16 protein-coding genes are annotated in these 20,388 nt (G+C 60.8%); all 16 read left to right on the plus strand.

Annotated elements, in window-relative coordinates; translation table 11 throughout:
* Positions 1–52: 52 nt before the first annotated feature.
* Complete coding sequence (locus tag ACW4E8_RS31810; RefSeq protein WP_456808144.1) at positions 53–2,413, plus strand: efflux RND transporter permease subunit; 2,361 nt, start codon at positions 53–55, stop codon at positions 2,411–2,413.
* Positions 2,414–2,444: 31 nt separating this feature from the next.
* Positions 2,445–3,416, plus strand: a complete 972-nt coding sequence (locus tag ACW4E8_RS31815) for a WD40/YVTN/BNR-like repeat-containing protein (protein WP_456808145.1) — start codon at positions 2,445–2,447, stop codon at positions 3,414–3,416.
* A gap of 214 nt (positions 3,417–3,630) precedes the next feature.
* The gene (locus ACW4E8_RS31820) at positions 3,631–4,761 is read left to right on the plus strand and encodes a saccharopine dehydrogenase family protein (RefSeq protein WP_456808146.1); all 1,131 of its coding nucleotides are present in this window, start codon (positions 3,631–3,633) and stop codon (positions 4,759–4,761) included.
* 371 nt (positions 4,762–5,132) lie between these two features.
* Positions 5,133–6,686, plus strand: a complete 1,554-nt coding sequence (locus ACW4E8_RS31825) for a class I adenylate-forming enzyme family protein (RefSeq protein ID WP_456808147.1) — start codon at positions 5,133–5,135, stop codon at positions 6,684–6,686.
* Between the two features lie 14 nt (positions 6,687–6,700).
* Positions 6,701–7,942, plus strand: a complete 1,242-nt coding sequence (locus ACW4E8_RS31830; RefSeq protein ID WP_456808148.1) for a thiolase family protein — start codon at positions 6,701–6,703, stop codon at positions 7,940–7,942.
* Positions 7,943–7,953: 11 nt separating this feature from the next.
* Positions 7,954–9,453, plus strand: a complete 1,500-nt coding sequence (locus tag ACW4E8_RS31835) for an FAD-binding oxidoreductase (protein WP_456808149.1) — start codon at positions 7,954–7,956, stop codon at positions 9,451–9,453.
* Positions 9,454–10,313: 860 nt separating this feature from the next.
* Positions 10,314–11,603 carry an acyl-CoA dehydrogenase family protein gene (locus ACW4E8_RS31840; protein ID WP_456808150.1) on the plus strand — a complete coding sequence of 430 codons (1,290 nt, stop codon included), beginning with the start codon at positions 10,314–10,316 and terminating at the stop codon, positions 11,601–11,603.
* A gap of 257 nt (positions 11,604–11,860) precedes the next feature.
* Positions 11,861–13,345 (plus strand): flavin monoamine oxidase family protein, encoded by a 1,485-nt coding sequence (locus ACW4E8_RS31845; RefSeq protein ID WP_456808151.1) that lies wholly within the window; start codon positions 11,861–11,863, stop codon positions 13,343–13,345.
* Between the two features lie 10 nt (positions 13,346–13,355).
* Positions 13,356–14,015 carry a c-type cytochrome gene (locus tag ACW4E8_RS31850; protein ID WP_456808152.1) on the plus strand — a complete coding sequence of 220 codons (660 nt, stop codon included), beginning with the start codon at positions 13,356–13,358 and terminating at the stop codon, positions 14,013–14,015.
* A gap of 40 nt (positions 14,016–14,055) precedes the next feature.
* Positions 14,056–14,751 (plus strand): hypothetical protein, encoded by a 696-nt coding sequence (locus ACW4E8_RS31855; protein ID WP_456808153.1) that lies wholly within the window; start codon positions 14,056–14,058, stop codon positions 14,749–14,751.
* Positions 14,752–14,802: 51 nt separating this feature from the next.
* Positions 14,803–15,099, plus strand: coding sequence for an EthD family reductase (locus ACW4E8_RS31860; protein WP_456808154.1), 297 nt, complete (start codon positions 14,803–14,805; stop codon positions 15,097–15,099).
* A 155-nt stretch (positions 15,100–15,254) separates the two neighbouring features.
* Entirely contained in the window at positions 15,255–16,196 is a 942-nt protein-coding gene (locus ACW4E8_RS31865; protein WP_456808155.1) for an SDR family NAD(P)-dependent oxidoreductase, read from the plus strand.
* Entirely contained in the window at positions 16,180–16,692 is a 513-nt protein-coding gene (locus ACW4E8_RS31870; protein ID WP_456808156.1) for a MaoC family dehydratase, read from the plus strand. The genes ACW4E8_RS31865 and ACW4E8_RS31870 overlap by 17 nt, the downstream gene beginning before the upstream one ends.
* Before the next feature lie 73 nt (positions 16,693–16,765).
* Complete coding sequence (locus tag ACW4E8_RS31875) at positions 16,766–18,589, plus strand: acyl-CoA dehydrogenase (RefSeq protein WP_456808157.1); 1,824 nt, start codon at positions 16,766–16,768, stop codon at positions 18,587–18,589.
* Positions 18,590–18,654: 65 nt separating this feature from the next.
* A complete protein-coding gene (locus tag ACW4E8_RS31880) occupies positions 18,655–19,839 on the plus strand; it encodes an acetyl-CoA C-acyltransferase (protein WP_456808158.1) in 1,185 nt (394 codons plus the stop codon).
* A gap of 33 nt (positions 19,840–19,872) precedes the next feature.
* Positions 19,873–20,349: a hypothetical protein gene (locus tag ACW4E8_RS31885; RefSeq protein WP_456808159.1), complete on the plus strand. Its 477-nt coding sequence runs from the start codon at positions 19,873–19,875 to the stop codon at positions 20,347–20,349.
* The last annotated feature ends 39 nt before the right edge of the window (positions 20,350–20,388 follow it).

Below are 20,388 nucleotides of genomic sequence, written 5' to 3' on the forward strand. Positions count from 1 at the left end.
GTGAGGGGCGGCACACGCGGTGCGCCGCTGGAATACTAAAAGGGGTGATGTTGTGCTCAATCGTCTTGTCAGCGGTCTGGAAAGCGTCTTCTTTGGCCACCGCATGATCGTGCTTGCCGTGATCGCGCTGTTTACGGCCGTGATGGCGGTATTCGCCGTGCAACTTCGCATGGACGCTGGCTTCGAGAAGCAGATGCCGATCGGCCATGAATATATCGAGACGTTCCAGAAGTACCGGTCCAATTTGCTCGGCGCGAACCGGATCACGGTGGTGGTGCGTGCCAGGAAGGGCACCATCTGGACCCCGGAGGGGCTGACGCGCCTGTACAAGGTCACGCAGGCCGTCACGTATCTGCCGAACGTGGACCGCGGCGGCGTGCGCTCGCTCTGGACGCCGAATGCTTTCGTCAACGAGATCACCGAAGACGGGTTTCGCGCCGAGCCGATCATCTCGGGCAACATCACGCCCGATCAACTGACACCCGAGGCTGTTGCGGACATCCGTCGCGCAACCACGCTGGGCGGTTATGTCGGCACGCTGGTCTCGCACAACGAAGACAGCGCCATGATCACGGCCGAGCTGAACGAACGGGACAGCACGGGCAAGGTACTCGATTACGTGGCGTTCAACCATACGCTCGAAGACAAGATCCGCAAGCCGTTCGAGGACGCCGGCTACGAAGTGCAGATCATCGGTTTCGCCAAGCAGATCGGCGACATTGCCGATGGCGCCACGGCAGTGCTGGGCTTTTGCGCGATCGCACTGCTGCTGACCGCACTCGCGGTCTACTGGTACTGCCATTCGGTGCGCTTCACCGTGCTGCTGATCGTGTGCTCGCTGTCATCGCTGGTCTGGCAGTTCGGCACCTTGAGGCTGCTGGGCTTTGGTCTGGACCCGCTGGCCGTGCTGGTGCCCTTCCTGGTGTTTGCCATTGGCGTGTCGCACGGCGTGCAGCAAGTCAACTTCATCGTGCGTGAAATCGCACGCGGCAATAGCTCGTACGACGCCGCACGCCACAGCTTCAGCGGCCTGCTGATCCCGGGCGTTCTGGCACTCGTCACCGCGTTCGTATCGTTCATCACGCTGCTGCTGATCCCGATTCCGATGGTGCGCGAGTTGGCGATCACGGCATCACTGGGCGTGGCCTACAAGATCGTCACGAACCTCATCCTGCTGCCGGTGGCCGCATCGTGCTTCAACTTCACTCAGGCCTACGCGGAAAGCGCGCTCACGCGCGGTGCCTGGCGCTCGGCGTTCCTGCGTCCGCTGTCGCGGGTGGCGCAGCCAAAGTACGCAGGCGTCACACTTTTGATCACGTTGATGGTGTTTGCTGTCTCCGTTTGGCAGAGCCGCGACCGTGTGATCGGCACACTGCAGCCTGGCGCGCCGGAGTTGCGTGAGGAAGCCCGTTTCAACCGGGATGCGACGTCTATCGCGGGCAACTACGACATGGGTCTCGACTGGCTCTCGGTGGCGATCGAATCGAGCGGCAAGGCGTGCGACAACCCTGCGGTTGGGCTGTATGAGAACGAGTTCACGGCCGCCATGCGCACCGAGCCTGGCGTGGTGTCCGCACAGTCGTATTCGGCGATGCTGCGCACCTACAACGCGGGTTACAACGAAGACTATCCCAGGATGAACGTCATACCGATCGACCCCGACAACTACGGCGCGGTGTCGGTCGACGTGGCCCGCCTGAAGGGCTTCATGACGGCCGATTGCAGCATGACGGCTGTCCACCTGTACCTGACCGATCACAAGGCGACGACGATCAATCGGATCCTCGACGACATCAAACAGTACCGCGCGACGCATCCGTTCCCGGGTATCAACATCCGCCTTGCGGCGGGCAATGCCGGCGTGCTGGCTGCCACCAATGACGAGGTGGAAAAGAGCGAACTGCCGATGATGTTGTACGTGTACGCGGCCATCGTGATTCTGGTGTTCCTGGCCTACCGCGACTGGCGCTCGATGCTGGCGTGCTGTGTGCCGCTGTCGGTGGCGACGTTCATCGGCTACTGGTTCATGAAGGAACTCAAGATCGGCCTGACGGTGGCGACCTTGCCGGTCATGGTGCTGGCGGTCGGTATCGGCGTGGACTATGCGCTGTACATCTACAACCGCCTGCAGCGGCACCTGGCCGAAGGCGATCCGATCGAGAGGGCCATGGAGCGTGCGCTGGAGTTCGAGTGCGTCGCCACGATCTTCACGGCCATCACGCTGGCAATCGGCGTGGCGACGTGGAGCTTCTCGGCGCTCAAGTTCCAGGCCGACATGGGCAAGCTGCTCGCGTTCATGTTCCTCGTGAACCTGGTGATGGCCATGACGGCACTGCCCGCACTGGCTTCGGTGCTGGAGCGCTGGTTTCCGCGTAGCAAACCGGCGCGCGCACCGGGCCTGCTCAGCCACTGATGCGCGAGAGCATCAATACAGAGACTCAGCCATGATCAAGACTCTTGTTACCTGCATCGCGCTGTCTACGGCTACTGCGACCTTTGCACAAACACCAGGCAAAGGGACGGTCACCACCTGGGCTGCGAAGCCCGCGCACACGTGGGCTGCTGCCACCCACATGATGCTGCTGGATGCCACGCGCGCCGGAAAGCGCATCGTCGCCGTGGGCGAGCACGGCATCATTCTGCTCTCCGATGACCAAGGCAAGACCTATCGGCAAGTCCGCAGCGTACCGGTCTCCGCCACGCTGTCCGCCGTCACCTTTGCCGATGACAAGCACGGCTGGGTGGTGGGGCAGTGGGGCGTGATTCTCGCCACCCGCGATGGCGGCGAAACCTGGGAAAAGCAGCGGATGGACACGGGGGTCGATCAGCCGCTGTTCTCAGTGCTCTTCATCAACGACCGCGATGGCATTGCCGTCGGCCTGTGGTCATTGATGGTCCAGACCCATGACGGCGGCAAGACGTGGACCAAGAAGACGCTGCCGAAACCCCCGGACGGCGGCAAGGCCGACCGCAACCTGTACCACGTGTTCGCGGATCAGAAGGGCGCGCTCTACATCTCTGCGGAGCAGGGGATCGTGCTCAAGTCGACCGACGGCGGTGAAAACTGGAGCTATCTGGCAACAGGCGGAAGAGGCTCGCTATGGTCGGGCGTGGCAATTCCAGATGGCCGGATTGTTGTGGGCGGTCTGCTCGGTAGCCTGTTCCAGAGCAACGATGGCGGTGCGACCTGGCAACCGCTGAAGGCGCAGACGAAGAGCTCGATCACCAATCTCGTGGCAAGCGGCAAAGGCTTCGTTGGCGTTGGACTGGACGGGCTCGTCATGAGGCAGCGTGAAGACGGTGCGCCGCCGCAGGTTGGGCAGCGTCCCGATCGGGCAGCCCTGACTGCGGTCGTGATGGATGCCGCCGGGAAGCCAATTCTGTTCGCGCGCGAAGGCGTGCTGGCTGGGCCTTGAGCGGGTTCAGGACGCAGAACGCGAACGATTTCTTTTGACATTAGTTTGGCTTATCGACCTACGTTTGATTGCATGTCCTATTTAAGGCTGAGCATCAACGCACCCGAAACACGTCGGCCCGGCTTTAACCGCGGGCGGCGTGCGAAGTGGCTCTGATACCAAATCAGGATTGACTGATTCAACTTTCAACAACCGCACTATCAGGAGACAAATCATGGCAAAGCACCCCGTCGTCATCTACGGCGCAAGCGGTTACACCGGCATGCTGATCATGGACTGGCTGATCGATCAGAACGTTCCGTTCACAGCCGTGGCACGTAATGCTGCCCGAACGAAGGAAATGATGGCGCAGCGCGTCGTGCGCCTCGAGTCAGCCAATTACGAGATCATTGAAGCGGAGCACAACGTTGATTCGCTCGTGAATGCGTTCCGCGGCGCCAAGGTGGTGTGCAACACCGTCGGACCGTTCTTCAATTTCGGGCTGACTGCCGTTGAAGCGGCACTTAAGGCCGGATGTCATTACATCGACACCGCTGGCGAGCAGCACTTCATCCGCCAGGTGCGCGACCAGTTCGGTGAACTGTATCGGCAGGCTGGATTGCTGGTGTCTCCGTCGAATGCGTACATGTACTCGTTTGCCGAAATCGCCGCTGAATTGGCGCTCGAAACGCCTGGTGTGGATGTGCTCGAAACAGCGACGCTGACTCGCGGTCCCCGTGGTGCTGCCGGGGTGACCGTCGGCTCGACAGCGACGATCTTCGAGGGCTGTCGCCAGGAAGCCTGTTACCTGTGGGATAAGAAGCTCCAGCTTCACGCCGCAGATGCGTCTTTCACCGTCACCGCCCCTGAATTCTTGCAACCTGTGTTTTGCCTGCCCTGGGGCGGTACGTCGCTGCCGGTGTACTTCGAGCAAGATCCGCGCGTGCGCAGCTGCGAGTCCTTCGTGGGCTTCTACGATAACAATGCGATGCGAATGGTGCATGCATTTGGGCAGAAGTGGGAGGCCGAGTACAAGGATCTGCCGCGCGAGCAACAGGACGCCGTTCTCAAACAGCTCGTCGAATCGACGACGCCCTCGATGCCGGCGCGGGAGCGCACGACATTGCAGCGCACGGTGGATGTTGCAGTCGGGCGCGGCCAGCTCGCAGCGGTGCGGTCCACCGTGTACGGGATTACGCCGTACATCTCGACCGGGGCTGTGCAGACCGCTTGCGCACTCAAGCTGATTGACGGGGAGACAGCAAAGGTTGGTTTTGCATCGGGCTCGAAGGCGTTCGGACACCGCTACCTGCTCGGCTTTCTGGAGCAGCGCGGGCTGGCGCGCGCCACGATCTCGCAGCTGTAACCATGCTCGGTACGGCCTTGACCGAGTGGTCAAGGCCGCAGCAGAACACACCTAAAGCATGCCCAGACCTCCAGTCTTGCGGTGGTGTTGAAACTCAGTTGAAGAAGGAGTCTGCTATGCGACTCAAGCACATCGGTATCGCCGCGGCAATCGTGGCGGGCGGGCTGGTAGCGGCCCTGCCGTGGGCGCAACCCGACCGCATTGGCGTGTTCGAAGCGGTTACGCGGCATACGCGTACGGATACCGGCGCGGGTGGCGCTGGCGACTCTGGCCCATACAGGCAGGGCCGACCGGCGGGCGGGTTCGACCTTCATCCAGAAGGCACGGGCGGCCCTGTTACCAACCTGCTATGGATTCAAAGGAATACGTAAATGGCAATCATTGATTTTTTTGACCGTGGATGGCGTATCAACCCTCACGGTATCGCCTATATCCAGGATGAACGGAGCTTTTCGTTCCAGGAGATCGGCGAGCTGTCCTGCCGCATTGCCAGTGGTCTGCTGGCTGCCGGGTTCGAGAAGGAAGCGAAGGCGGCGGTGTGGGCAGACAACGATGTGATCGGTTGGGGTTGCACGCTTGGGATGTGGCGCGCCGGCATGGTTTACATCCCGGTCAACGGGCGTAACGCACCGGCGGAAAACCAGTACGTTCTCGACGCCTTCGACTGCGAGGCACTGTTCTTCACCCATGCCTTCGCATCGATCATCGAAGAACTGCGCCCAAGCCTGCCGAAGGTCAAGCTGTGGGTGTGTATTGATGCCGACCTCCCGTGGGCGCCGTCGCTTGCGACATGGAGTGCAGGCCAGCCGTCGACCATGCCGCGCGTCGATTACGACATGGACGACATCGTCACGCTGTCGGCCACGGGTGGCACGACGGGCGCTCCAAAGGGCGTCATGAACACGCACCGGGTGTTTCAGACCTATTTCGCGCAATTCATGATGGCGTTTCACTATGGTGCTGAACGCCCGGTGAATCTTGCCGCAGCGCCCATGACCCATACCGCAGGCATGTTGTCGCTGCCCTGTACCGCTCGCGGCGGCACAGTGGTCGTGCTGACGAAGCCCGACCCCGTCCTGCTGCTGGCCGCCATTGCCAAGCATCGGGTGACTGAGTTCTTCCTGCCACCGACGGTCATCTATCGTCTGCTCGATATTCCAGGCATTGACCAGCAGGATTTCTCGTCGATCAAGTACTTCCTCTACGGTGCTGCGCCAATGTCGGTGGAGAAGCTCAAGCGCGCGATCGAGGTGTTTGGCCCCGTCATGGCCGGTGGTTACGGGCAGACCGAAGCCGCAGCGTCGATTTCCTACCTGACGCCGGCCGAGCATTTCGTCAACGGGAAGATCGCGTCCGATGAGCGGCTGTCGTCGGTGGGCCGTCCGAGCGCGCTCATCCGCGTCGAGATCCTGAACGATCAGGGCGACGTGCTGCCGCAAGGCGAGACTGGCGAGATCTGCGTGCGCGGCGATCTGGTGATGAAGGGCTACTACAAGGCGCCCGACAAGACCGCCGAGACCATCGTCGATGGCTGGTTGCACACCGGCGACATTGGCCATCTCGATGCCGAGGGCTACCTGCACATCACCGACCGCAAGAAGGACATGATCATCAGCGGCGGCTTCAACGTATACCCGAGTGAAGTCGAGCAGGTCATCTGGGCCCACCCGGCGGTGCAGGACTGCGCGGTGATCGGCGTGCCCGACGACAAGTGGGGCGAAGCCGTCAAGGCGGTGGTGGAACTCAACGTCGGCCAGAGCGTGAGTGCGGAAGAACTCGTCGCGCTGTGCAAGGACAAGCTCGGGTCGGTCAAGGCGCCGAAGAGCGTGGACTTCGTCGCCGCACTGCCGCGCAGCACGGTCGGCAAGGTGTTGAAGAAGGATTTGCGCGAGCAGTACTGGCAAGGCCAGCAACGCAGGATCTGAGGCGAACGACAACCATGAGCCACATCTACATTGCCGGTATCGCCATGACGGTATTTGGCCGGCACTTCGAGCGCAGCATCGATGACCTGGCAGGCGAGGCGCTGCGTGGCGCGTTGCAGGACGCCGGTTGCACCGCCGATGCGATTGGCACGGCCTACTACGCCGGTATCACCAACGGGCAACTGCAGGGGCAACTGTCGATCCCGGGTCAGGTGGTGTTCAGCAAGATCGGGCTCGAAGGCATTCCGGTATTCAACGTCGAGAACGCCTGCGCCTCGGGTAGCACCGCTGTGCATTTGGCGGTGCAAAGCCTGAAGGCCGGCGCTTGTGACGTGGCGCTCGCCATCGGCGTGGAGAAGATGAACGTACCGGACAAGGCGAAGTCGTTCGCGCTGTTCGAGGGGGGATGGGATGTGTCGCGCGTTGAAGAGAACTTCGCCAGCCTGATGAATCTGGGCGAGGGCATCAAGCCGCCGCCCGGCTCGGAGTCCGACCGGCCCTACAGCCGCTTCATGTCGGTCTATGCCGCGCTGTGCCGGTATCACATGAAGACCTACGGCACGACGCAGCGCCAGATTGCGGCCGTCTCTGCGAAGAACCACGGGCATTCGGTACACAACCCGCTTTCGCAGTTCCGCAAGCCGTTCACCATCGACGAGGTACTCGCGGCGCCGCCCATCACCTATCCGATCACGCTGCCGATGTGTGCGCCGGTCACGGACGGTGCGGCTGCGGCGATTCTCTGTACCGAGGAAGGACTGCAGCGCATTGGTGCCGATCGCACCCGTTGCATCAAGGTCGCCGCAAGCGTGATCCGCAGCTTCACGCACCGGCGTATCGACGAGCCGCAAAAGAACATCGGCCGCCTGGCCGCGCTGCAGGCTTACGAGCAGGCTGGCTTGAGCCCGGAAGACATGGATGTGGCTGAGGTGCACGACGCATCGGCCATGGGGGAAATCATCCAGGCGGAGAACCTCGGTCTGGTGCCGCTCGGCCAGGGTGGCCTTGCCGCCGAGCGAGGGGACTTCACGATCGGCGGCCGCATCCCCATCAATACATCCGGCGGCCTGGAATCGAAAGGACACCCTTTGGGCGCGACCGGCATCGGTCAGCTCTACGAACTGGTCACGCAGTTGCGTGGTGAGGCGGGTGCGCGTCAGGTGCAGGGCGCGCGTCACGCGATTCAGGAAAACGGCGGGGGCTTCCAAGGCGTCGAAGAGGCCGCGCTGGCTGTGCACATCTTGAGCAAGGATTGAGGGAGTCTGAGATGACCAAAGGGCTTGATACCAAGCAGGGCGGGCAGACCGGCCAATCCGGGATGACCCGGCGCAATTTCGTGAAGGGTGCGGCAGCCGCAGCCGTCGTCGTGCCAGCCATGGCAGCGATGCAAAGCGCGCGCACGGAACCGATGGAGGATGGCAAAGAGATGGCAGACCTGGAGAAGTATCGTGCGCTTGGCGGATGGGTCCAAAAGCCTGAGGATATGCAGCCCGCCCTGGAGGGCAATGTCAGCGCGGATGTGGTGATTGTCGGCGCCGGTTTCGCGGGCCTTTCCGCTGCACTGGAGTTGGCCAAGCAGGGCGCGAAAGTCATCGTCCTTGAGCGTGAGTTTGCCGGCTTTGGTGCGAGCGGGCGCAACGCTGGTTATCTGGGGGGCGGCGTCGCACTCGAGTACGACCTGTTTCTCAAAGACGTCGGCAAAGAGCGCGCGAAGGAGATCGTCCGCTACTACGAAGAGGCTGTCCCCTTCGTGGAAGGCAAGCTCAAGGAACACGGGATTGATTGCGACTACAACCAGTCCGGGTTGATCCGCGCGGGCATTCATCCGTCGCAGGAAGAGAAAGTGCGCGAGGGCGTACGGGCCAGCGCGGAGTTTGGGGTCCAGTCGGAGTTTCTGGACCAGGCCCAGATGCGTGCGCGGGGCATTCCGCCGGCATTTCTGTTTGGCGAATACACGCCGCGTGGCGGCACGCTCCACCCCGGCAAGTACGTGATGGGCTTGCGGCGCGCAGCGCTGCGCGCGGGGGTGAAGCTCTACGAGAACACGCCGCTGCTGTCTTACACCGAAGGTCCTGTGATCCGGGTGAAGACGCCGCGTGGCAGCGCGAGTGCACCGGTGTTGATGCTGGCCACGAACGCCTATACTCCGCAGCTTGGTCTGCTTGCGGACAAGGTGGTCCCCTTGCGGGTGTCGGCCATCGAGACCGAGCCGCTTTCCCCCGCGCAACTGCAATCGTTGGGCTGGGCACGACGCGAAGGTATCGTGACTGCACATTGGGTCATGGAAAGCCACCGCGTGACGGCGCAAAACACGCTGCTGGTGACCACCAAGCGACTCCACTATCCGTACGGATCGAAGACGCCGAATGTGCCCGACTACGACCAGTACCGCGAGCTGCGGATCGCCATACGCGACCGCTTCCCGACCTTGAAAGACATCGCTGTGCGGGCGTGTTGGAGCGGCTATATCAGTTTCGCCAACGATGCGCTCCCGGTGGTCGGCACAACCGGGGCAAACCAGAACATCTACTACTCCGCCGGATGTTCCGGGCACGGCGTGGCCTCCCAGTCCATGGTCGGCCACATGATCGCCCAGCGGATTCGCGGTACCGAGCCGCCGCTGCTCGCAGCAGTGCGCCACGAAACACCGTCGACGTTGCCTGAGCCGTTTCGGTGGTGCGTCCTGAAAAGCGCGCTGGGTGGGGCGGCCGCGATGGACGATTGGGTGAATCGCAAAGCGCGAGATACCGCGTCCAAACTTGCATAAGTGCGCCGACGCAGACGGGCAGTTCCATCTTGCTTTCACGCTTACCAGGTGGATTGATCTTCTAGTCACTATTCCGGTGGTGAAGAGATACGGGTCCACCGGGATTTGAGAGATTGGGGCGATCATGGTCGGGCCGCTGTGTGGTTTGCGATTGCTTGTCGCATTCGCAAACCACCTGAATCCAACATGATTTTTCTCTTAAGAGACTTGCCGGTTATTTGGCGACACTGACCCGGTATTCAGCAAAACGTTCGTGCGATTTTTGAAAGCCTTCTTGTGCCTTCCGGCTCGAATCGTTTCTTCCTCGGCGCTCATGGATGGTATGTGGGCCATCAGACACTTACGAAGACACTACAACATCCGGTTTTCTGCTAGGCGCAGACCTTAGGGGCTTCACGTCAGCTCATCGTCTACTTCCGATGAGCAGGCGAGACGAGATGAGTTGGCTGTACTCCGCTCCATTTCGCCAGACGCGCAGCCTCGAGAATCGGTGTTTTCCCTGCCTTTCAATTTCTTGATTCTAGGTCTTAGCGTCGCTATGATTAGGTCACAACGGCGTAACGAATGGGTCATGAAGGCGTGACTATGTTTGTGACATCGCGGTCGCTTAGACGCGGAACGAGAGGGGGAGGCGGTCATGTCCGTTCTCTTGCACTAGGGCGACCGCGTAGTGAAAAGGATCGCTGACTTTCCGGAAGCTGAAATGGAGCCAATCCGAGCGCCGAGAAATAGGCAATGAATAAGCGGGCAGAGTGTGAGTGGTTTGATAAAAATCATTCATCTCTCTGTTAAGAAAATCAACTGAAAAAACTGGACCCTCATAAATCCAGTTGACGTGTACCCGAGATAGGAGCATCGAAATGATTCGTCTGCACAAGTCTGTTGCGTTGCCTTTGGCCGGAATGAGTGGTTTCGAGACGCCGCTGAGCGAAGAAGAAGCTGCGATTCAGAACACTGTTCATCGCTTCGCGCGCGACGTGCTGCGCCCTATCGGCCGGGAACTCGACCGCATGACACCTGAGCAGGTCATTGCTGCCGGCTCGCCATACTGGACTGCCATTTCCGAGAGCGCCAAGCTGGGTCTCGACCCTCAACTGATCGACCAGTTTCCGCCGGAAGTTGCCGTCCGAATCGAGTCGATCATCGGCGAGGAGTTTGGCTGGGGCGATGCCGGTTTCTCCATCGGCATTGGCGCGTCGACCATGCCTATGATGGTGGCGCAATCGGTCGGCAATCAGGAGCTGATCGACATGTGCGAGGGCAAGCTCGGGTGCTGGATGAACACGCAGCCGGATCGTGGCTCGGATGGTGCGATCCTGAACCGCGAAGAGCTCAGCGCGGCAGGAAAGCAACCCACTGGAAACATCACTGCGAAGGTCGGCTCGGACGAAATTGTCATCAATGGACAGTATTCGTCGTGGGTTTCGAACGGGCCCGTGGCGCAGGTCGGGCTTGCTTACATGGCAGCGGACTACGGCGACGGATTCTACGGAGTCGGAGAACGAGGTGTGTTCACCAACGGTATCGCCATGATCCTACCGCTGGATCTGCCGGGGATCTCTCGGGGTAAACCGCTCGACAAGATCGGTCAGCGCTCGATGCCGCAGGGCGAGATCTATTTCGACAACGTCAAGGTACCGAAGCGTTTTGCGGTCGCGCTGAAGGATGAGTACCTCGGCAATCTCACATCGGCATGGTCGTACGCAGGTACGCACATGGCGCAGACTTTCGTGGGGGCAGCCCGTTCCGCGTTCGAACTCGCGCTCGCCTATTGTCACGAGCGCAAGCAGGGCGGCGCACTGCTGATCGACCACCAGATGACGCATCTGCGGCTGGGCGAAATGCTGCGCCGCCTGGAAATGGCACGAGCGATTGCTCGCCGCACGCTGGCGTACTCGCGCATGTCGCCGCAGGGCCACCCGTATGTGACTGCAATGGGCAAGGTGAGCGTGACGGAAGAGGCGATGAAGGTCACGCACGAGGCATTTCAGCTCTTCGGCGCGAACGGCACCACCCGCGAATTCCCGATCGAGAAGATTTTCCGAGACGTGCGCTCCGCGTTGATCGAAGACGGCGAGAACTATGTGCTCACGTCGCGCCTTGGTGTGCTGGCTGGGAAGCTCTATCAGAACGGTTGGACACGGGACTGAGTGCCACACACGAACCCGCGCGGCGGGACCCAGAGCTGGCGGTCTATGGATGCGCCTCTGTGGTTTCGCCGGGTGTCGGTGAGCTGTAGTGGTTCGAGAAATCCGGCAAGACGAAGGGATTGAGTGGGCAACATCGAGGGCTTCCTGCGCTCGAGGCATGCCCGAACGGCCGTGGACTCAGCCCGGAAAAGAACCCATCGCTAGCCGTCTCGCCCAACAGACAGCCAACTACCACCTTGATAGCAGTGACAAACACCATGGCAGAGAAATCTTCTTCTGGCGCTTTAGCCAACATGCAGCGGAGACAGCTGCTCAAGTATGCAGGCGCCTCCGTTGCAGCTGGCGGCCTTGCTTTGAGTGCCGGGCAGGCGAATGCTGGCGGGGCCAAAGCCGAGGGCAACTCGGACGGCGTCCTCGACGTAGTGATCGTCGGTGCGGGGCTTGCCGGTCTGACTGCCGCACGAGATCTGCATCGGGCCGGATGCCAATCCTTCTTGGTCTTAGAAGCGAGAGACCGAGTCGGCGGGCGGACGCTCAACTACAACATCGAGGGCGGCTACATTTCTGAAGTCGGTGGCCAGTGGATCGGGCCCGGCCAGACCGCCGTGGCGGATCTCGCGCGCGAGCTGCAGGTCGGTACGTTCCCGAGCTATTACGACGGTAAGACCGTCTTGCTGGCCGGCGATGGCCGGGTGGAAATCGATCTGAAAGGGACGTTCGGCACGGACGATGCGGTCAGCGGAAAGCTCAGCCAGCTGTCGCGCGATGTGCCGTCAGGCGCCCCTTGGAAATCTGCGAAGGTTGGTGAGCTGGACAAGCTCTCGGTGGGGGATTGGCTGGCCAAACAGAACATCAAGCCCGAAGACCAGGTCGGTTGGAATGCGAGCATTACGCTTTCCGGTGGCGCAGCGCCGGCCAAGATGGGGCTCTTGCACTTCCTCTCGATGATCAATTCGGCGGACTGCGACTACACGCAACTCGACAGCATCAAGCACAGCGCGCAGGAAACCCGCTTCGTCGGCGGTTCGCAAATCCTGAGCATCAAGATGGCGAAGCAACTAGGCGACAAGGTGCGCCTGTCGACGCCGGTGCGCCAGATTACCGGTTGGGATCGTGACGTCGTCACGCTACATACTGACCACGGCGAGGTGCGTGCCCGCAAAGTCATCATGTCCATTCATCCGGCCCTGTGTAACCAGGTGCAGTTCAACCCGCCGCTGCCGGAAAAGCGCGCCACGTTGCAGCGTGCATGGCCTGCGCATTCGCCCGCACGCAAGACCGCTATGGTCTACCCCCGGCCGTTCTGGCGTGACAAGGGTCTGAATGGACACATCATCCAAGCCAATGGGCCCGTGATCTGGGCCTTCGACAACTCGCCTCCGGGCGGAGGAATCGGGGTTATCAACGCCTTCGTTGTGAATGCACAGCTTCCGTCGGATCCTGAGGCAGCCAAGGCCATACAGGCCGAACTCTACGCCCGGGCATGGGGCCGCAAAGCCCTGTCGCCCGTGGCCTATCACGATCAGGACTGGGGCCAGGCAGACCCCTGGGCCATTACATGCGTCTCTGCCATCCCTCCCGGCTTTTGGAGTGCGCATGGTGAGGCACTACGACCGCCCTGCGGGAACCTGATCTGGTCGGGCACCGAGACCGCAGAGATCTGGGCCGGCTACATGGATGGCGCCGTGCGCTCGGGCCATCAGGCCTCTCTTCAGGTGCTCAATGCACTGCGTCGAGCATAAGGGGACGGACATGAAGAAAGTCATTGTGATTAGCGTTGCCGCCATCGCCGCTGCCATAGCGCTGGTCGCTTTTGCTCCGGATGTGCTCGATCTCTATCGATTGGATCGCTCTATCGACGCGTCGGCCAAGGCTTACGAGGCTGACGGCGGCCCGTGGCCGCACGCGAACGACACCTGTTTCATGTGCCACGGCGTCAAAGGCAACTCGATCCACCAAGGCTATCCAAGCCTGGCGGGGCAGCCAGCCGCCTATCTGGAGGCGCAGCTCCACAACTTTGCGAGCGGCGCACGACGCAATCCGAACATGGGGCCGTTGTCGATGACGTTGGATAACGCCCAGATCAAGGACCTGGCGAATTACTTTTCCAAGGTGACTCCCGTCGCAAACCATTACTTCAAGCCGGATGCGCGACTGCGTGCGAAGGGGGAGCAATTGGTGGCGGTTGGGAATTGTGCGGCGTGCCACGGGCAGCAACTGATGGGGCATGACCAGTTTCCGCGCCTGGCGGGCCAAGGCTACGACTACATTCTGGCGCAGTTCGACGCGTTTGCCTCAGGCACCCGTAGCGAACCGACCGGCATGATGAAGCGCCTTGCTGAAGGCACCTCAGCAGAAGACCGCAAGGCGATTGCCAGCTACCTCGCGAGTCTTGAACCGAAACGACCTTGACGCATCACGCGCAATCGATCATTGGGATTGGAGCTACATCATGGATATCAGATCTCTCATTCTTGTACTTTCCTGCGCCGTGCTGGCACTAAGTGCGTTTGTCTACGGCTGGAAGTTCGTCAAGAAGCACAACTACCTTCTCGGGGTCGAGATGTGGGTTGTTGGAATCTCTTCGACGAACGCCGCCTTCTTCGTCGCGACCGGTTCGCAAGTCTCAGGGGAGATCGCTCACTTCCTCGACGCGTTTTCCCGCGGGTTCGGTTTTCCGATCATCGCGGTGGCCGGCATGTTGGTCGTCACACACGGCTATCGGCCGTCGATTCGTTTTGATGTGATGGCGTTTGTGGCGTCGTTTGCGGCCACATTCGTTTTGCTTGGCGTGCATGTCTTCGAGGCGGTCCTGCCTTACTACTTCCTGGTGATGTGGACGCTGCTGTCGATCTATCTCGCCTATGTCGCCAAGAGGTTGCTGAGCGTTGGGGCGGTGCCCCAGGCGCTGGCCTTGCTGGTGGCGTTGGTGACGTCCCAAATCATCGCCAGCATCTACGATTTCTATAAGATCCCCGGCGAAGAAACGAACGTCGTGTTCAATTTCTTCGTGCTGGCACTCAACACGTGGGCTTACTTCATGCCTGCAAGCTATTACGCCTATTGCGCTCTGGAGCGCGCGCAGAAGGATGAGCTGAAGTTTGATCCGAACCACGCGCTTCGCGGCCTGGAGCAGACGTCACAGTGATTGCGTCGCTATCGCCGAAATACCTCTAGAACCTCATACAGAAGAGTAGATATGGCTACTTTAATCGTGAGCTATCCCGCAGTAGATGGCGTGGAATTTGATCGTGAGTATTATCTTTCGACCCATGCCCCTCTTGTCCGCGCCGCATGGGCTGAATTTGGTCTGCAATCGGCAGAGATTCTGTTTCCGGCACCAGGGCCGCAGCCCTTTGCATGTGTAGCGATACTGAGGTTCAGTGAACAAGCTGGGATCAATGCCGCCCTCTCTTCTGCCAGAACAGCTGAGGTGATCGGCGATGTGCCGAATTTCACCAAGATCGAACCGACGATTTTCCGTGCAGAAGACTGACGGAACATGAGGCGGGCCAATGATCGCGGGTGCCAAGCGAGCGCTCCTGCGAGCGCGGGGCCTCCCGGTGACCTTGCACGGTTCGCGTGCGGCTCCCGCAGGGTGAGCCGGGGCGGTAGATCGTCATTACTAGATTCATATCAAGGAAGCAAGCCATGGCGGTAAATCTGACCAATCGAGTCGCAATTGTGACCGGCGCCGGCGCCGGCCTCGGACGGGAACATGCGCTACTGCTCGCGCGGCTGGGCGCGAAAGTTGTCGTCAACGATCTCGGCAGCGATGTGAATGGTCGAGGCGGGTCGGCTACCGCGTCGCAGAAGGTCGTGGACGAGATCGTGGCTGCGGGTGGCAAAGCAATCGCGAACGGCGCTTCTGTCACGGATGTTGAGCAGGTGCAAGGCATGGTCAGCGACACACTTGCGCGTTGGGGGCGTGTCGACATTCTCGTCAACAACGCCGGCATCCTACGCGACAAGAGTTTTAGCAAGATGGCGCTCGAGGATTTCCGCGCGGTGATCGAAGTGCATCTGATGGGAGCGGTCAACTGCACCAAGGCTGTGTGGGATGTCATGTGTGAGCAGCAATACGGTCGCATCGTGATGACAACATCGTCCTCGGGCCTGTATGGCAATTTCGGGCAGTCCAACTACGGTGCAGCAAAGATGGCACTGGTTGGCCTGATGCAGACTCTGGCGCTCGAGGGCGCGCGAAACAACATCCGCGTCAATTGCCTGGCCCCCACTGCGGGCACGCGCATGCTAGAGGGCCTGATGCCGGAGGACGTTCTCAATGCCCTTTCGCCCAGTGCCGTGAGCCCCGCCGTTGCTGCGCTTGTCGGCGAAGAGGCGCCGAGCCGGATGGTGCTATGTGCGGGCGCGGGAAGCTTCGAAGCCGCGCACATCACGCTGACGCCCGGGATCTACCTTGGGAATGGCGATGATGTGTCGCACCTCCTCGCGCAGCAACTCAGCGACGTAGCCAACCGAAACGGCGAATCCGTTCCCGCATCGGGCGCAGCGCAAGGTGAGCTCGAACTGCGCAAGGCTGGCTTTACCGAAAAGCAGGCATCGGAGCAGTCACATGCACGACACGTCTAGTGTGACGGACGGCGACGTACCAGCCGTCCAGCATCCCGGATGTGCGCCGCTTTCGCGACAGCAGTTGGTGGCACTCATCGGCAATGAGATGGGTGTGTCCGAATGGATCTCTATCAATCAGGCATCGATCGACGCTTTTGCTGATGTCACTCGCGACTGGCAACCCATCCATGTCGATGTAGAAGCCGCACGCGCAGGCCCGTTCGGCGGCACGATCGCGCATGGATTTCTAACCCTGTCGTTGCTCTCGGCCATGGGCTACGACGCTATTCCAACGCTCGAGGGCCAAAGGGCGGCTGTCAACTACGGCATCAACAGCCTGCGTTTCGTGACACCCGTGCGAAGTGGTGAACGGGTGCGCGGCCACTTCGTGCTGAAGCAGATCGCAGAGCGTAGCCCTGGAGATTACCAGTTGACGATTGGCGTCACCGTTGAGATTGAGCATCAGTCGAAACCTGCGCTGGTGGCCGAATGGCTGACGATCATCAACACCTGACGCTCATCGAGCGGTTCCGAATCTGGTGGCGGCTTCAAGAAGTCCAGAATTATTTTTTAACGACTGAGATGTCATGACAAGCGAACTCATTCTGTCCCGTCGCGACCTGGACTTCCTTCTGTTTGATTGGCTCCAAGTCGAATCGCTCGCACAGCGACCGCGCTTTGCCGGTCAGGATCGGTTCGACTACACGTCCGTGCTCGACGTCTATGAAGACCTGGCGACAGACCTCTTCGCGCCCCACAACAAGAAGAACGATAGTCAGGAACCCACGTTTGACGGAGAGCGCGTGACCGTCAATCCGGAGGTCGGTGTCGCATTGCGTGCGTTCGCCAATGCCGGACTTATCAGCGCCGCCTTTCCAGCCGATTGGAATGGCATGAGCCTGCCGGGCACCGTGGAAAGGGCCGGCATGGCATACCTGCTCGCAGCGAACGCCGGCACGGCGGGATACGCATTTCTCACGATCGCCAACGCGAACCTGCTGATTGCACACGGCGAGCGCGAACGCGTGTCGCACTACATCGAGGCCATGTCGGCCGGCCGTTGCTTCGGAACGATGTGCCTATCGGAGCCGCAAGCCGGCTCCAGCCTCGCGGATATTCGCACGCGAGCGGTGCCGACCAGTGACGGCCGCTACCGCCTATTCGGCAACAAGATGTGGATCTCTGGTGGCGATCACGAGATTTCCGAGAACATCGTGCACTTGGTGCTCGCCAAGATTCCGGACGAGAATGGCCAATTGCCTGCCGGCGTGCAAGGCATCTCGCTGTTTACGGTGCCACGCAAGTTGGTCGGCGCAGACGGGCAACCCCGCGAGCGGAATGACGTCGTGCTCGCCGGCATCAATCACAAGATGGGCTATCGCGGCACGGTGAATTGTGTCTTGAACTTTGGAGAAGGGCGGTTCCGACCGGAGGGTGAGGCTGGCGCGCTCGGCGAAATTGTCGGCGAGCCTGGCAAGGGGCTCGCCTATATGTTCCACATGATGAATGAGGCGCGTATCTCGGTCGGTCTCTGTGCAGCCGCGCTTGGTTATACGGGGTATCTGCACGCACTCGACTATGCAAAGACACGCCTGCAGGGAAGGACGCGCAGCGAGCGAGCGCTGACCGCACCGCAAGTTCCCATCATTCGCCACGCTGACGTACGGCGCATGCTGCTTGCGCAGAAGGCATACGCGTCCGGTGCGCTGGCGTTGTGTTTGTACGCGGCCCGTCTTAACGATGATATCCACTCGTTTGAGGGCGCAGACGCACGCGAGGAAGCGCAATGCCTACTGGACCTGCTGACCCCGGTGGTGAAGAGCTGGTCTTCCCAATGGGGTCTCGTAGCCAACGATCTCGCGATCCAGGTGCACGGTGGCTATGGCTATACGCGGGAATACAACGTCGAACAGTTCTATCGCGATAACCGGCTCAACCCGATCCACGAAGGCACGTTCGGTGTCCAGGCGCTGGACCTGCTTGGACGGAAGACGCGCGTGAATAGCGGCGCAGCCATGACCTTGCTCGGAAACAAGATCGCCGACACCATCACGCGCGCGCAACCGATCGCATCTTTGCAACGTCATGGCAGCACGCTTGAAAGTGCGTGGGTACGCATCCGCGCAGTAACGGAGCAACTGCATGCGCTTGAAGACGCCGAACTTCAGATCGCGAATGCGGCGGCGTATCTAGAGGCATTTGGCCACGTCGTGGTTGGCTGGTTGTGGCTCGATCAGGCCATTACGGCTTACGCCCTGGCAAGCGGTAAGAGCGCCAACGACTTCCACCGTGGCAAGCTTGCCGCCTGCGATTACTTCTTCGGGTGGGAGATGCCAAAGGTAGCCGCGTGGCTTGCCGTGCTCGACCCTGTTGAAACAACCCCGCTGGACATTTCCGAGCAGTGGTTCTGAGCGGCGCCATTGCACATCGCCGGGCGCGCCTTTCCTCGTCCCTTTCCATTTGAGAAGAACGCATCATGATTGACGCAGTCATCGTTTCCACAGCCCGCACGCCGATTGGTAAAGCGTATCGCGGCGCATTCAATGCCACGCATTCGCCCACGTTGCTGGGGCATGCGATCCGGCACGCAGTGCAGCGTGCGGGAATCGAGCCCGATCGCATCGAGGACGCCGTGATCGGCTCGGTGCTCAACGCGGGCACCGCCGGCAACAATATCGCCCGACATGGCGTACTGGCTGCCGGTCTGCCCGCGACGGTAGGCGCACAGACACTTGACCGTCAATGCGCGTCGGGCCTGATGGCCATTGCCACAGCCGCCAAACAGGTCATGTGCGATGGCATGCAAGTGGTCGTCGCGGGCGGTCAGGAAAACATCTCGGCTATCCAGATGCCCTACATGGAGTGGGTGTACGCCGAGCGCGATCCGAACGTGCTGGCCGAACAGCCCGCAGCGTATATGCCAATGCTCGAAACCGCCGAATTTGTTTCACGCAGATACGGCATCTCGCGAGAGTCTCAGGATCTGTACTCGCTTGAGTCGCAGCGACGCACCGCCAAGGCCCAGGAAGAGGGCCGCTTCTCGGACGAGATCGTGCCGATCACCACGCAGATGCTGGTCACCGACAAGGCGACCGGACAAACGTCGCGCAAGGAAGTCACGCTCGCGAAGGACGAAGGCAATCGTCCCAGCACGACAATTGAATCGCTCAGCGCGCTGGCACCGGTTGTCGAAGGTGGCGTCATCACCGCCGGCAATGCGAGCCAGTTGTCGGACGGCGCGAGCGCATGTGTGGTGATGAACGGCAAACTGGCGCAGCAGCTCGGCCTCACCCCCCTCGGTATTTACCGAGGCATGACTGTGGTCGGCAATGCGCCTGAAGAGATGGGCCTCGGTCCCATCTATGCGATTCCCAAGCTGCTGAAGTTGCACGGGCTCACGGTGCAGGACATCGGCCTGTGGGAACTCAACGAGGCGTTCGCATGCCAGGTTTTGTACTGCCGCGACAAGCTCGGCATCGATCCGGCCCGATACAACGTCAACGGCGGCAGCATTTCTATCGGTCACCCGTACGGCATGACCGGCGCACGCCTGGTTGGCCACGCATTGATCGAAGGTAAGCGGCGCGGCGCACGCTACGTGGTGGTGTCCATGTGCGTCGGCGGCGGAATGGGTGCGGCTGGGCTCTTTGAAGTGGCCTGATTCATCGCTCTGACGTGGGTGCGACACGCACGCTTGGCGGAGTTCCTGAGCGATGCCGGGCCGATGTTGTGCAATGAGCGCGTTGTCGTTGTCGAGGATGTATCAAACGCTGTATTGCGAGAAGTAGCGATGACTTCATGTTCCTCCGCCGCCGACGTTTCGTGGGGGCGACAGCCTACCGCAAAAGAGATGCTCCATTTCATCAGGGCATCAGTGGCAAGCATTCGGAAAGATGCCGCCGAAGATTTGCTGTCGGACGGTGCCGCTATCGAGCGACGTTTGTCCAGTCTTTTGCGGCATGCCCTCGCGACGCGTTCGGCGTTCCATATTGCGCTCGTTCTGGGAAGTGCTGCGGAACTCATGCTGTTTCCGGAGCAGGAGGTCTTGGAGCAATGTACCGCTGCCGTGCAGGAGGCCGATCAGCAGGCGCTGCGCGGGCTTGTCTGGGCCGTTAGGCACAGAAGCATCAGAGGTGGAAGACACGTCCGCAGGTTCTCGATCGACACGTAGTCAGACAGCAAGGTTTGGGCGTGCCAGGTCCGGAAAATT

The sequence above is a fragment of the Cupriavidus sp. CP313 genome (genome assembly GCF_054072015.1).